The 14,534-nt window shown below is 44.1% G+C and carries 14 protein-coding genes; 3 read left to right on the forward strand and 11 right to left on the reverse strand.

Going from position 1 to position 14,534, the window contains the following annotated elements:
• Positions 1 to 12: 12 nt before the first annotated feature.
• The 10 genes from C7R73_RS07375 to C7R73_RS07420 form a co-directional block, all read right to left on the reverse strand.
• Positions 13 to 498 (reverse strand): S-ribosylhomocysteine lyase, encoded by a 486-nt coding sequence (locus C7R73_RS07375; protein WP_106449884.1) that lies wholly within the window; start codon positions 496 to 498, stop codon positions 13 to 15.
• 451 nt (positions 499 to 949) lie between these two features.
• Positions 950 to 2,197 carry an RtcB family protein gene (locus C7R73_RS07380; protein ID WP_106449885.1) on the reverse strand — a complete coding sequence of 416 codons (1,248 nt, stop codon included), beginning with the start codon at positions 2,195 to 2,197 and terminating at the stop codon, positions 950 to 952.
• A 101-nt stretch (positions 2,198 to 2,298) separates the two neighbouring features.
• Positions 2,299 to 2,922: a hypothetical protein gene (locus C7R73_RS07385; RefSeq protein ID WP_106449886.1), complete on the reverse strand. Its 624-nt coding sequence runs from the start codon at positions 2,920 to 2,922 to the stop codon at positions 2,299 to 2,301.
• Positions 2,923 to 3,213: 291 nt separating this feature from the next.
• Positions 3,214 to 4,980 (reverse strand): ammonium transporter, encoded by a 1,767-nt coding sequence (locus tag C7R73_RS13880; RefSeq protein ID WP_106449887.1) that lies wholly within the window; start codon positions 4,978 to 4,980, stop codon positions 3,214 to 3,216.
• 820 nt (positions 4,981 to 5,800) lie between these two features.
• Positions 5,801 to 6,529 carry a hypothetical protein gene (locus C7R73_RS07395; RefSeq protein WP_106449888.1) on the reverse strand — a complete coding sequence of 243 codons (729 nt, stop codon included), beginning with the start codon at positions 6,527 to 6,529 and terminating at the stop codon, positions 5,801 to 5,803.
• Positions 6,530 to 6,919: 390 nt separating this feature from the next.
• Positions 6,920 to 7,072 (reverse strand): lmo0937 family membrane protein, encoded by a 153-nt coding sequence (locus C7R73_RS13910; protein WP_349681721.1) that lies wholly within the window; start codon positions 7,070 to 7,072, stop codon positions 6,920 to 6,922.
• Positions 7,073 to 7,151: 79 nt separating this feature from the next.
• Positions 7,152 to 7,553, reverse strand: a complete 402-nt coding sequence (locus C7R73_RS07405; RefSeq protein ID WP_153060374.1) for a hypothetical protein — start codon at positions 7,551 to 7,553, stop codon at positions 7,152 to 7,154.
• Between the two features lie 506 nt (positions 7,554 to 8,059).
• Positions 8,060 to 9,244 carry an NADH-dependent flavin oxidoreductase gene (locus C7R73_RS07410; protein ID WP_106449890.1) on the reverse strand — a complete coding sequence of 395 codons (1,185 nt, stop codon included), beginning with the start codon at positions 9,242 to 9,244 and terminating at the stop codon, positions 8,060 to 8,062.
• Positions 9,245 to 9,322: 78 nt separating this feature from the next.
• Positions 9,323 to 9,961 (reverse strand): MBL fold metallo-hydrolase, encoded by a 639-nt coding sequence (locus C7R73_RS07415; RefSeq protein ID WP_106449891.1) that lies wholly within the window; start codon positions 9,959 to 9,961, stop codon positions 9,323 to 9,325.
• A 36-nt stretch (positions 9,962 to 9,997) separates the two neighbouring features.
• Positions 9,998 to 10,693 carry a DsbA family oxidoreductase gene (locus tag C7R73_RS07420; protein WP_106449892.1) on the reverse strand — a complete coding sequence of 232 codons (696 nt, stop codon included), beginning with the start codon at positions 10,691 to 10,693 and terminating at the stop codon, positions 9,998 to 10,000.
• Between the two features lie 177 nt (positions 10,694 to 10,870).
• On the opposite strand from C7R73_RS07420, the gene C7R73_RS07425 reads away from it, so the two are divergent.
• Positions 10,871 to 11,191: a winged helix-turn-helix transcriptional regulator gene (locus C7R73_RS07425; protein WP_106449893.1), complete on the forward strand. Its 321-nt coding sequence runs from the start codon at positions 10,871 to 10,873 to the stop codon at positions 11,189 to 11,191.
• Between the two features lie 196 nt (positions 11,192 to 11,387).
• Here C7R73_RS07425 and allD read toward each other — a convergent pair whose 3' ends face one another.
• Positions 11,388 to 12,455 carry an ureidoglycolate dehydrogenase gene (gene allD, locus C7R73_RS07430; RefSeq protein ID WP_106449894.1) on the reverse strand — a complete coding sequence of 356 codons (1,068 nt, stop codon included), beginning with the start codon at positions 12,453 to 12,455 and terminating at the stop codon, positions 11,388 to 11,390.
• A gap of 320 nt (positions 12,456 to 12,775) precedes the next feature.
• Here allD and truA point away from each other — a divergent pair, with 320 nt between their 5' ends.
• Together truA and rluF are read left to right on the forward strand one after the other, a co-directional pair.
• Positions 12,776 to 13,516, forward strand: a complete 741-nt coding sequence (gene truA / locus C7R73_RS07435) for a tRNA pseudouridine(38-40) synthase TruA (protein WP_106449895.1) — start codon at positions 12,776 to 12,778, stop codon at positions 13,514 to 13,516.
• A 152-nt stretch (positions 13,517 to 13,668) separates the two neighbouring features.
• Complete coding sequence (gene rluF, locus C7R73_RS07440) at positions 13,669 to 14,376, forward strand: 23S rRNA pseudouridine(2604) synthase RluF (RefSeq protein ID WP_106449896.1); 708 nt, start codon at positions 13,669 to 13,671, stop codon at positions 14,374 to 14,376.
• The last annotated feature ends 158 nt before the right edge of the window (positions 14,377 to 14,534 follow it).

Raw genomic sequence — 14,534 nt, forward strand, 5'->3', positions numbered from 1 at the left:
TCTCAGTATTTCTTACTGCTGTAAAGCAAACTCAGCTATCCCTATACGTTGGAATGGGTCTCGGCTGATGCCTTTCTCCAAAACGATTTTCGCATATTCTTTCGCGGAAAATAACGAATGATCTTTATAATTGCCGCAGGAGACAGGGGTTACTGCCGGCACTTCCTCAGTTTCAAGAACGCGCTGCAAAGTTTTCTCCAATGATGCCGCTACTTTTTCAGGTTCATGCTCATCCCATAGGATCATGTAAAATCCGGTACGGCAGCCCATCGGTGAAATGTCGATGATGCCTTCAATCTCATCGCGCAAGTACGTTGCCAATAAATGTTCCAACGTATGCAAAGCTGCTGTCGGAAATGCATCTTCATTCGGCTGCAGGAAACGTAAATCATATTTTTGTACCGTGCTGCCTTTCTCGTTATGCTCAACCCCTGCTGGCCTTACATACGGCGCCTTCACTAGATTGTGATCCAATTCAAAACTTTCTACTTTTGCCATTTTTCATTTCCTCCAAACGCTTATTATTGAAACTATCTTTATCCAGATAATTTGAAATTTTATATATCTTTTTTTACATAAAAATAGTTTAACATTTGGATTGTTCCGCTGGATAATACGTAAAACCGAACACGTTTGATAGCAAAATCCGAATACTTATCCAGTATTCAGGAAAATGAAAGAGAACGTTTGTGGGTCGCCACCTTAGCTGTTATTGGGAAATTTGAGCATTAACGCTTTTGACCGCTTTCTCCGGTCAACAACCCTTTGGTCAGAAGTCCAAGCCGTATTTTAACCATCCGCTCCGGCGGGAAACGCTCGGCCGTAGTTGACTGACTTGTTTAGGGCGGTTACTCCGGCCACCCCGACTTCTCCGGAGAACAGCAAAGGCCGCCTCGAATGAGACGGCCTTTTTGTCAGGTTTGGTCTTTTATTGCTTTACGATCAACTGTTATCCTTTCACGACCCCCAGCGTTTCCAGCTTGCGGATAGGCTCAATCAAGTCCAGTTCATTAGCGATGACAAAATCGATGTCTTTATAGGCAAAACGAGCTTCTTCCCCTATGTCGCGTTTCCTTGTCTTCCCCAGAAAAATACCCTCCGATTCAAGATCGAGGAGCGTGTCCTCCACACTGAACGTTTCCATCGCCTCTTTCCTGCTCATCTGGCGGCCGGCCCCGTGCGAGCACGAGTGAAAACTCTCCGGATTCCCTTTCCCCTTGACCAAATAGGAACTCGTCCCCATTGCGCCCGGGATGATTCCCCATTCACCTTCCCTGACCCGGATGGCCCCTTTCCGATGCACCCAAACCATCTTCCCTGCATGTTCTTCATAAGCGGCATAATTATGGTGGCAGTCGATTGGTTCGGACAGTTCAATCTCAGTAAAATCTACATGTTCGGCAACAAGGCGACGAATGATTTCGATGACGATCCCCGTAATTTTTGCCCTGTTTTCTTTGGCGAACGCCATAGCAAACTCCATCCATCGGATATATTCCTTTCCGAGGTCGCTTTCCATCGGCAGGTAAGCCAAATTCCACTCCGGAGGAACGGGCGAATGCTGCTGTTTGTTCAGTTGCTTTGCCTTATCATCAAAATAATGACAGACAGCACCCCCGACATTCCGCGAACCGGTATGGACCATCACACCCAAGAACCCTTCTTCATCCGTTTGCAATTCGATGAAGTGATTCCCGCCGCCGAGCGTCCCTGCTTGAAAATAGGCCTCATCCAATACATAGGCAAGTTCCTTGGTTGGTCCAGTCTTTTCCTGTTCTTCCAGATACCAAGAAAACTGCCGGACAGCTTCGCTAGCTTGTTTACGTTTGTGCTTCTCATAGCCGTTCGGAATGCTCCGCAGAATAGTGTTGACGATGGTTTGCGCTAATTTCCCATCGGGCGTTTCTTCCGCAATAAGTATATCCACGGGAATATTGGTTTGCACAAAAGTCATTCCACAGCCGATATCGGCCCCGACTGCATTCGGGATGATCATTCCTTCAGCAGCTAAGATGCCTCCGATGGGCATGCCGTACCCCGCGTGGGCATCCGGCATGAGGGCGATGTGTTGGTAAGCAAATGGCAAATTAGCCAGATTTTTGGCTTGTTCCAGACAAATCCTATCCAGTTGGCTTGCATCCTCAAGCCAAATTTTGATCGGTACTTTCTGTTCAGATGGTTCGTACAGCGTGAACATATTTCATCTCCCATGCGTCGAAATTTGAATAACCATTAGCGTACTCGTTGAATCGGCTGATTCTGCCAAGCCTTAGCGAGTATCGTTTTTTCGAACACAAATTATTTCAGTTCCATCATATTTACGAAGGCAGCCGGCACCGTTATGGTTTCTCCAAGAGAAGAATCATAGCTTATCGTTCCAGCAGCCATTCCATAAATTCTGATAAAATCATTTTCTAAAATCCCGGATTCGATGATGTTCGATGGGTATTCCAGAAAAATAACAGCACCATCCATATCATCAACCGCCATCAGCAATTGCGAAGAAGCCTCACCCTGCATCACTTGGAGGACTCGCCCGGACATGGCAATCATTTCAGAATAATAGGTATCAGGTGCCTGTGCCAATTGATCATAGGTAATATCCGTCCGGTAATTTGCAGGATCTTTGAGTTTGGCCTCCGCTTCAGCCTGAGCTTCAGCGTTAGCCTTTTCTTCAGCCGCTTGGACGGCCGCTTCTACCCTCTTATCCGCCTCAGCTTGTTCTATGCTTGCTGCAGCCGCCATCTCTTCAAAGTTAGCTATTGCAGTTTGCGCTGCTGTTCCGGATGCGTTTGTTTCCACCGTTTCAGTTCCCCCGCCGAACACAGCCATCATCCCGACTGCCACAACAAAAATCAGCCAAAACCACCATTTTTTGAATAATAGTATTCCGTTTGCATCATTGCCTGTCTTCTTAACCAAGAAATCCACCTCCCGGATTCTGTTCCCTACAAATCTGCTCGTTCCTAATCCCTCTCCCGCCTCTTATTCCTGCGGCAGAAAGTCCCGATTTCTTCTTTTAAATTTAACTTCATTATACCGCCAAAGGTCATGTAAGCGGTATTGATATGGTATCTGGAATTTGTCCACCTATTTTGCGAAATCGAAAAAGAAGCACTTGTTAGAATTAAACCTCTAACAAGTGCTTCTTTTCAATTTGGATGGACCTGAGATAAAACTTTCAACCTCGCAGCCCTTAATACTTCATTTCAATCAGGAAGTCGCACGCAATAACTCTGCATCGCCATTGTACGTCAATGCTTGCGCGCCTTCTTCGCCGGTGCTTACGCGGATGACATTTTCAACATCATAGACAAATATCTTGCCGTCGCCGATATTTCCTGTATACAACGCTTTTCTGGCAGTTTCGATGACTTGCTGAAGCGGCACGTTGCTGATCACGACTTCTACCCGGACTTTAGGCAGCAAATCAGCATCTGTTTCCACCCCACGGTAATAAGTCGTATGCCCTTTTTGCACGCCGTACCCGAACACATTCACGACCGTCATGCCGGTGATGCCGATGCCGTTCAAAGCTTTTTTCAAATGATCGAATTTGCTCTCATTGATCAAGATTTCTACTTTGGTCATTTTTTTCGTTTTATGTGCCTTGCTGCCCGGGATCGCTGTCGCGTGGTTTTCCACCACAACTGCTTCGTCCATAGCAACAATTTCTGTACCGAACTGCTTTTTCGGAGAAATGGCTGGAGTGGCCGGAATGGCAACAGGTTCATGCGCACCAACAGCAAGGCCTGCAGCGCTGACCGAACCATAAGCCGTTTCTCCATGCAAGGAATAGTCCAATCCGTCTTCCTCTTCCTCCTCGGATGCCCTTACCGGCATAACGAGGCTGATAAGTTTCAGGATGACAAAGGAAACGATGGCTGAGTACGCAGTGACCGCAAGAATGCTGATGATTTCAGCGATCAGCAGGCCAGCATTTCCGTCCACCAATCCACCTGTAATATCTGGATTGATTGAGGATGTCGCGAAAATACCTGCTGAGATTCCGCCCCAAATTCCGCCGACACCATGACAGCCGAAAGCATCAAGTGCATCATCATAGCCGATTCTCTTTTTCAATTCAGTGACAGCGAAGAAACAAAGTATCCCGCCGACGAAACCGATGAGCAGAGCTGAGAATGGACTGACGTAACCGGCACTTTGCGTAATGGAGCCAAGTCCGGCGATGATCCCGCTGACCAAGCCTAAAGCAGTCGGTCTTTTGTGCAGGACCCATTCGCACATGAGCCAGCTGAATCCAGCAGCAGCTCCCGATACGGTCGTTGTGATGAACGCATTCATTGCAATGCCGTTGATGCTGAGCGCGCTGCCAGCATTGAAGCCGAACCATCCGAACAGCAACAGACCGGCACCGATCATCGTCATCGGGATGTTATGCGGTCGGACAGAGTCTTTGTTGGTTCTTTTACCGACAAAGATCGCAGCCACAAGCGCTGAAATGCCGGCGCTGACGTGTATGACCGTTCCGCCTGCGAAATCGAGGGCACCCATTTCACGGATCCAACCGCCGTTGCCCCATACCCAATGCGCGATCGGGTCATAGACCAAGGTTGTCCAAAGCAATACGAATGCCAGATACGCCGGGAATTTCATTCTTTCCGCAACGCTTCCGGAAATGATTGCAGGTGTAATGATCGCAAAAGCCAATTGAAACATCATGAATAACTGATGCGGGATTGTCGGAGCATAATCGACAGGGGCAAAACCAACATTTTTAAGAAAAGCAAATGAAAAGTCGCCGATGATTGCGTTGTCTCCTCCGAATGACAAGGAATAACCTAAAAGTATCCATTGTATAACCACAACTACAATAGCTGCATAACTATGCATGGTTGTGCTCAGAACATTTTTTGCTCTGACCATCCCTCCGTAAAATAAAGATAAAGCTGGGGTCATCAGCAGGACCATTACCGTTGCGAGGAACATGAAAGTCGTGTCCGCCATGTTGATATCCATTTAATTAATCTCCTTTGTTTTGAAAATATATAATTTGTTCAAACACTCTGGAGCAAATTATATAGCCAAAAAAGAAGATAGTCATTTCGATTCTCACAACTTATGGGACTATATGTAACACGGGGTTGGTACTACACGTAAAAACATGATAGCGCTCGCAAATATGCACGGTTTTAAAAGTTGCCTGGTGGTGTACATGTTTCTGTTCGTTCGCAAAAAACATACGCTACGTTTCGTTCGGAATAATCCGCCTCATCTCCCCTTCCGTCACGAGTAAGGAAGACAAGCCGAAAAGCCCATCAATTCAAGCTCCGACGCCTTTTTCATAGCGGAATTGATCCAAAAATATAAGCTTGTTCGTTACTTTTGTGCCCGAAAAAACAGGTACTCTGGGTGCAGAACATACATGTAATCTGTGGTTTCTTTTCATAATACATCCTCCGCCAAGCTACCTTCACTGTGTGAATAACCTCACATTAACTGCCACTGCCAAATAAAATAATCAGGAGTAAAAAACTTGTCCCATAAGGTTTTCTGATGGTTTCTATCAATAAAATGGGTAATTTCAGAAAAGTGAGTATTTGGTGATTGGATGACATAATGTAGGAATTCCGGTTTTAGCGATTTGTCCGTTTTTTCTGTTTTTTCCCAAAAATTGACTTCAGCATGAGAGTATTATTGCCTATTGACGTCAACTTTTCAGGTAATTGAGCCTGAAACAAAAAAAAACGAAAAGCCCATTGTTATAAGCTTTCCGCTTTGTCAATTCTATTCTCTTTTTTAAATATTTATGCATTTGACATTGCAATTAAGTTTCTCTTCATTGTTTATGGTTGCGGGCACGTTTAAAGATTATGCTCCATAGTATCCCAAATATAGTAAGTGAAATATAAACAATCGTTATAACCGCAACTTCGAACCTGTATTCTCTCTCAACCCCATATATGTAAGAAATCACAACAAAAGAGATTACTGTCAAAAGAAAGCTCAGAATAGCAGTCCAGCGTAAAGCGGTCATTATTCTACCTGCGCTATTCAGTGAAGGGGCTAATAGCACCAAGGACATTGTGATTAGGATATACCCGGCTTCTTCCAAAGCGATAAATACCCCATGCGGATTATATTGTGTAAGAAGTGCGATGCCATCCGCCTCTCCATTTATTATGCTTGGTTGAATAACCGATATTTGAACGAAATAATCTATGAATATTACTCCGGCTCCGATAACACTGAGAAGCAATGCGATGCGCTTGAATATATTTCCAGACTTACCCGCATATACCTCGACGCATGCCATAAAAACAATGTAGATCAACATGAGCAACATAGCAGGGTACATCCAATAATAATCTCTCGGAAAACGCGAAAGAATATCCGTATAAGGATAGCTGATGACTGTTCCTGTAGCTAAGGGTCCCGTCATCGGCGGAGTAAATCCTGCGATCAGAAGGGTACTCATTGCCACAACCGCTAAGGATAATGAACTAATAAAACCAACTGCATTTATCATATGCTCTTCTTTTTGCTGATTTAAAAGTGGTGTGCTCATTTATCTTCAACTCCTTGACAACAAATACTCCTAACTCCAATTAGCATTTGTTGAGTATTTTGTAATATTTTCAGTTAGATTTCACACCCATATACTCCATCAAATGCATTAATCCAGTTTGTATATACTATTTCGTTCATAATAGAATCGTCCATGCTCCACACGTTCATTATACGGCGCACATTTTCTTTTTTTAAAATATCAACCTCTTCAGTAACACTATACATGTATTAATTCCTCAGATGAGCCGGACGGCAAAAACAAAGCGGAATACCTATCGTGATGGGCTTTCCGCTTTATCGATTCTATTCTCTCATTTCTTAGTTCTATCTGTCTTTATAATTAGCATACCGTCATACCAATATTTCCCTCAAAGAAATTTGGTAGAACTTACACTCTCTTTCCGCTGATCAGTTGAACTATGACCAGAATGAGCGCAATGACCAAAAGAACGTGTATCAAAGCTCCTCCGGTAGCAGTAAAAAATCCAAGTGCCCATAAAACAAAGATGATCGCTGCAATTGTCCATAACAAATGAATCACCCTATTCCTTTTATTTTTTAAGATTACTCCTTGGAGATATGTTACACCTCTACATTGTCAAAGCCTGCTATCAACCAATCTACGGTTTTGTTTTGCTGTCGACATAGGTAAAATCCTCTGTGCCGGATTCGACACCCACGATATAGCTAGTCTCTTCCATTGTTTCTCTGTCATCAGAGAATTCTATTTTTTTATCCTCTTCTCCGCCCTTAGAATCCGTCGTCCGGATGGTTATCGTGTTATCTTCTTCATTGGACTCTACGACCACATAGGTCATTTCGGTTTTCGTACCCTCATCATCCATTTCGATCAGTTCGTTTTCAGTGAAGTAATAATCCGGGGATCCCATGGTATTAACCCAGTGTCCTACCAATGCTTCCTCAACTGTTTCTGGTTCTCTCTCAACGGTTACGGTGCAGCCTCCCAGCAAAATGAGGCCGAATAGCACAAGCATGTACATAAATACTTTGTTCCTTCTCATTTCAAACGCTCCCTTTTCTGTGTCATCCAAAGAAATAAAGTGACCATGAAACGATTTGACTGCAACCTGCTTCTAATATTTTACTATTGACGTGGCACCTGGCATGCTGTATTCCACGATATAGAAATGCTGATAATTCCGAAGCTCAATTGACTTTTCCGATAGCACCACTTCGTACTTGAACCTTTTTCCCATCACCCAACAGCGTCTTTTGCGTCATATTCGCATCCGAAGAGGAAGCGCTTTCATTCACAGCCTCATTTTACCACAAAAGCTACACTTCTGCGTATGAATAACACCTTGCTGCAATACCTCGATATACGCCGATTATTTCGTATTTAATAAACGTATCAGTGTCCGTTTCGGCAGGTCCGCGACTATCAAATAGGATATTCTGATGTAAAAAAAAAGCGGAAAGCCTGTCAATATAGGCTTTCCACTGAATAGATTCTGTTCTTTTTTCAGTAATTTCTGGTGAGGATGGTGTTGCTACTGCTATTTATATTTTATTTCTTATAGCCTTCCATTGGGGCAGCGCTTGCCAAGAACGCATCCGATGATGGCTTAGGATCCGTTGAGAGGTGAATCTGCCCTTTGTAGACACTGGTCAGATAGGTTTCCATTGCTCTCGGAATCGCTAGTTCTTCAAAGTCTGAAGGCGCAATAGTATAACGAATACTTTCCTCATCATTCACCATGACTTTTTGAACCCATTGTGGTTCCCGGATAAGCTCGCGGCCAAGAGCAACCAGTTCTAATCCATCATTCATAGCTTTTTGAACGTCGGCTGGAGTTTCCATGGAGCCCACACCAATCAACGGCAATTCACTATTTAAAACAGCCAGTATTTGTTCAACGATGGGAACCAAATTGGTTTTGTCGTTCATTGACGTCCGCGAAATATGACCGATTGATATATGAAGATAGTCAATCTGAGCTTTTTTTAGTTTTTCGATTAAAGCGAAAGTGTCTTCCAAACGTATTCCCGGAGTTTCGAATTCTTCCGGCGACACACGATAGCCAAGAAGAAACGGTTTCGACCCATGCTCTTTGATTACTTCTTGAACTCTTTTGACGACTGCTAAAGGAAAGCGACTGCGATTTTCAAAGCTACCGCCCCATTGGTCTGTTCTTCTGTTTGAATGAGGAGAAACAAATTGTTGCAGTAAATACGTATTGGCTCCGTGAAGTTCAACACCATCAAAACCAGCTTTGATTGCTCTTAACGTCGCTTCACCAAAATCCTCAATAATTTGTTCTATCTCAGGTTCCGTTAAGGCTCTGGGCGTTTCTGCTCCCTGTCTTTCAGCAGCTATTGCGCTGGCACTAACCGTTTGTTTCCCTCGCAAAACTCTTGAATTGCTCATTCGACCAGCATGGAATATTTGCAAGATTGCTTTTGTCCCATCCTGTTTAATTGCCGTTGCAATCTTGGCTAAATCAGGGATAAAACGATCATCTGTTGCGCTGAATGCTCCTTCAAATCCTTTACCGTCCTCTGATACATTGGCAACCGCAGTGATGATCATGCCTGGGCCGCCACCGCGACGATGATAATAATTCACCTCATCGGTTGTCACATGGCCATCATGAAAGCTTGACATGGTTGTCATAGGTGCCATCACGATTCTGTTTTTAAGTTCTAGACCATTCGAAAAACGATATGAATCCAAAAAATTGTATTTTGTCACTTTATATACTCTCCTATCTCAAGCGGATAACTTTTAATCTATTTGCAATTCCCGGGCTGTAGCCAATTGGCCTTCCCGTTACTCGACCATGTTCCTGTAGATTCGAGTTCTTTCACTTCCTACTGTTGTAGGTCCGCTGTGGCCGGAATAAAGGACAGTGTCTTCTGGTAAAGTTAAGATTTTTGTGATCACCTCTGTAAACAACTGAACTTCATCTCCTCCATAAAAATCGCTGATTCCTAAGCTTCCTTTAAAAATACTGTCTCCCACAAAGGCAGCCTGCTCCTCTTTGATGTAAAACACTACACCGTCTGTTGTGTGCCCGGGAACATGCATTACCTGAACCCTTATGTCAGGATTTGATTCTAAAGCAATCACGTCTCCATGCTTTATGTACTGCACATCTTTCAAAACTACTTCTAATCCATTTTCTTCCGACAAATTCCATTTAGGGTCCGTTATGTAGCGCTCCCCTTTTTCATGGATATAAATCGGTGCCTGCAGTTTTTGACTGACTTCTTCGGCAGCACCGATATGATCAAAATGCCCATGCGTGATCAGTATTTTTTCTATTTGAAAGCCATATCTTTCAATTACCTGTAGAATCAAATCTGCATTTGCTCCTGGGTCGATTAAAAATCCGTGTTTCGTTTCTTTATCAATCAAAAAATAGGCATTTGTTGTAAAAACACCTGTAACCGGCAGTGTATATATCATTAAATCCCTCTATTCTACTCAATGTAAAATGCTTGTTTATATACTACAGCCATCTATTCCGCAAGCCATTCCATCATTTAATAATTCCAGTTGTTGCTTTTCTTCATCCAGAATGTTCAATAAAGTCTCTTTGATAAAAACAGTGGGCTGTGCTCCTGATATTGCGTATTTTCGATTGATCAAAAAGTAAGGCACGGAACGTATCCCGAAAGAGGCAGCAGCCTTCTCATCTTGGCGCACTTCTGATGCGTAAAGGTCTGATTCAATCACTCTCCTTACTTCAAATTCCGAGATGCCCACTTCAGATGCAATTCCTATCAATACTTTTGGATCACTTAATTCTTTATTTTCATTAAAATATGCATGAAACAACTTCTCGGTAATTTCAAGGCCCTTTCCGCGTCCTTCTGCATGTTTTGTCAACCTGTGTGCATCCAGCATATTTGTGTACCGGGTTGTCTCGTAATGGAAAACCAGCCCAACATTTTTGGCTGCTTCGTTAACATTTTCTATCATCTGCATGGCTTGTTGACTATTATATCCATACTTTCGGGCGATACGCTCCGGAGTTGTACTTGTTACCTGAGCACTGGCTGTCACATCCAACTCGAAACTCTTCATTATAACTTCAATGGACTCGCTGTCTGGGATTCCCTTCATAGCCAACTCCAGATTTCTTTTACCTATATAGCAAAAAGGACATGCATAATCTGACCAAATCTCTATCTTCACAATTTACCTCCTTCTAAAATAATTACTTTCTTTTTTGTGAATATGCTATTATTATATTTGAAAATAATAGCGGAACAAGTACGCAAAAATAACAGAGTAACTATACAAAAAGATAGAATTGTGTACGATACAGGCTTACGCCCATAAAATTTTTTTTAGAAATGTGTGGTTAATACAATGCAGCATGATAACCCAGCTTTTTCCGATTGCCCTCTTGAATATGCCATCAGTATCCTCGGGGGAAAGTGGAAATCACGCGTACTCTGGACCATTTATACATCCAAGTCCATACGTTTCAACCAATTGAAACGGGAACTTAACGGTATCACTGATATGATGCTGACTAAAATCCTAAAAGAATTTGTTGCCCAAAACATTGTCATTCGTCTCCAATATAATGAGGTTCCGCCACGCGTTGAATACTCTTTATCCGAGAATGGTTTGAAATTAGTGGAATCCTTGAGTGAAATCCGAAAGTGGTCCCGCGAAGTTCACTGATATAGATAAGAACAGTAGCTGCGCTGGTAGAGTTGGTTAAGGTCTTTCGGACCCCAACATGCCGGCTTTTTGGTTTCTCCTGGATGGACTGGACCGCAAAAGAAAAGCGGAAAGCCTGTGGTTATAGGCTTTCCGCTCAATCTATATATTCTCTTTTTTAAGTCATTTCTGAAGCCAGCTCAGAAGGTATGCTATCTCAGTTAGCAAAGGCGCTTAACCCTTCATAACTATTGTTGTGGATCACATCGGATTTCAGGTAATCGATGATCGATTCCGGAATTTCCACGCCTTGAGACTTGTTTCTCTCATAGCGCTCGTTGGATCCTTGTCCAGGGTAACGGACGCTTGAATAGCCTGCAGCTGGTTTGATGGCGTTCAATTCCTCCATCGTTTGGCTGATATGCTGCTTGAAGGTATCGGCATCCCCGAAGCGCGCTGGATCCAGGATAATGTAGAGTTGACCCAGGTTGCGGCCAGTATGCAAGTCATTATACATGGAGCTGACGTGTTTCCCGAATGGCAAATTCATCAGGACACCGGAAAAGACGTCGACCATCATCATCAGGCCATAACCTTTAGGGCCGGCGATAGGCACTAACCCTCTCACTGCGTGCGGATCTGTTGTGGGTTGTCCTTCATCATCGACAGCCCAATCTGCCGGAATTTCACGACCTTTTGAGCGGGCATCCAAGATTTTCCCCCACGCCTGCACAGTGGTCGCCATATCAAATATCAGCGGCGTCTCGGTCGCACTCGGGGCACCGAAACCGAGCGGGTTGGTCCCGTAATACACTTCTGCGCCGCCAAAAGGCACAGCCATCGGGTCTGACTGCGTCATTGCCATACCGGCTAAACCCGCTTCGACAATTTTGCGCAAATAGTAGGACAATGTTCCCGTATGCCCACATTTGGACACGCCGACAACCGCCACACCGGATTCTTTCGCCATTTCGATGGCTGGTTCCAAGGCTAAATTCGCTACATACTGTCCTTGCGCATTGTCCCCATGGAAAACGCCTGAGCTTTCCCCGGTTTTTTCAAATTTGATTTCCGGCTCTAAAGTGATGCCGCCTTTATTGATCCGTTCCGAATAGTATTCCACTCGAACCGCGCCATGCGAATGCACACCACATAAGTCTGCATACACCAAGTGATTCGCTGTTTCGACTGCTTGGACTTCCGGCAAACCAGCTGCCTGGAGTTTATTTTGGATCAATCTGTGCAACTCATCCGGAGTCACTTTGATTAATTTTTCTTCCGACATGAACGATTCCTCCTTCATTTTCCCATGATGATGGCTAGACTGAATACGTGATGGGAGTCACCGAACAAACTGATTCCACCAACTCATAAAGCGCTACCATTTTATATATTCACATTATCATAAGAAAATTCGGATGGATTTAGCTAAAGTGTATAAACCGAATAAGGTTCCTTGGTCAAATCGAACAAAAAAAAGAAAGCGGAATGACAGTTGTTTATTAAAATTCTGCGAAAACACGCCAAACCGGCATAATATCCGTTATAATACAGGAGTACACGGCATGCAACGATGCCCAGAATCCGATATTTAAGGGAGATAAAATGAGAAATATAAAAATGACAATCGAGTATGATGGCGGCAGATACCTGGGCTGGCAAAGGCTCGGGGATTCGGACAAAACCATTCAAGGTAAAATAGAGAATATCCTGTCAGCAATGACAGGAGAAGGGATCGAAATCATCGGCTCGGGCCGGACCGATGCCGGCACCCACGCACGGGGGCAAGTCGCCAATTTCAAGACGACATCCAAAATGGATTTGAAGGCGATGCAGGACCATCTGATCCGTTACCTTCCGCGCGATATTGTCGTCAAGGAGCTGGAGGAGGTTCCGGAAAGGTTCCATGCCCGCTATCATGCAGTCGGAAAGACATACAGCTATCATGTCTGGAATAATGTCGTGCCTTCCGCATTTGAGCGCCATTACAGCTATCATTACCCTGGACACCTTGATGTCGACAGGATGAACGAGGCTTGCCAAAAGCTTGTCGGGAAGCATGACTTTATCGGTTTCTCTTCACTCAAAAAATCGAAAAAATCGACCGTCAGGACCATCAATGAAATCACGCTCCATCAGGAAGGCAATCTGCTGCACTTTGCGTTCACAGGGGAAGGCTTCCTCTACAATATGGTCCGGATCATGATGGGGACGATCCTGGAAATTGGGGCCGGGACGATGGAACCGGACTACATCGACGCCATCTTCAAGAGCGGGATCAGAAGCGAGGCCGGGATGACCGTGCCTTCTCACGGACTGTTTCTGGATGAAGTTTACTACGATTGATGGTAAGCGCAAAATATAAAAAAATAGACGAATACGCTGCGGTTTTTCGCAAGTATTCGGCTATTTTTCATTGGTTATCACAAACGCTGCTCTTATATTTTTTCTTGTGAAATTTGTAATAAAAATAAAATTTGGATGAAGGAAGTGTCCACATGCGTATTAATAAATTTATTAGTGAAGCAGGCCAAGCCTCCAGACGAGGCGCCGACAAGCTGATTACTGAGGGGCGCGTAACGATCAATGGAAAGCGGGCAACGATCGGCAGCCAAGTGGAGCCGGGGGATGATGTTCGCGTAAACGGAAACCAGCTTTTCGTAGCCCGTAACAATGTCTACATTGCCTTGAACAAACCTGTCGGCATCACGAGCACGACCGAAAAAGGCGTCAAGGGGAATATTGTCGATTTGGTCAACCATCCCTTCCGGGTTTTCCATATCGGGCGCCTCGATAAAGATTCCGAGGGCTTGATCCTGCTCACAAATGACGGCGATATCGTCAATGAAATCTTGCGTTCTGAGAACCAGCACGAGAAGGAATACATTGTTTCCGTAGACCGCCCGATCACGCCTGAATTCTTGAAGCAGATGTCAGAAGGGGTCAAAATATTGGATACGGTCACCCTGCCTTGCAAAGTGGAACAACTATCAAAATATGATTTTAAAATCATCTTAACCCAAGGGCTCAACCGTCAAATCCGCCGCATGTGCGAGGAATTGGGATACAACGTTTACCGATTGCAAAGAATCCGCATCATGAATATCCAATTGGACAATCTTCCTGTGGGACAATGGCGCTACCTGTCCAAGAAGGAAAAGGCGCAGTTATTCCAAGAATTGAACTACGAGCCTAAAGAATGGTAAAACTAGAGGATCAGAGTGGCCTCTAACCATCACCACCTCATTCATTTTCATATTCCGCAAAAATAAAGGCCAGAATCCGTTTAGGGAATCTTGGCCTTCTTTTTTGTAAGATAGTTCAAAAAGGAGCTATTCCTTTTTTAAGATTTCAGCAGGCGTTC

It is taken from the genome of Trichococcus alkaliphilus (genome assembly GCF_003008695.1).
Classification (GTDB): Bacteria; Bacillota; Bacilli; order Lactobacillales; family Aerococcaceae; genus Trichococcus; species Trichococcus alkaliphilus.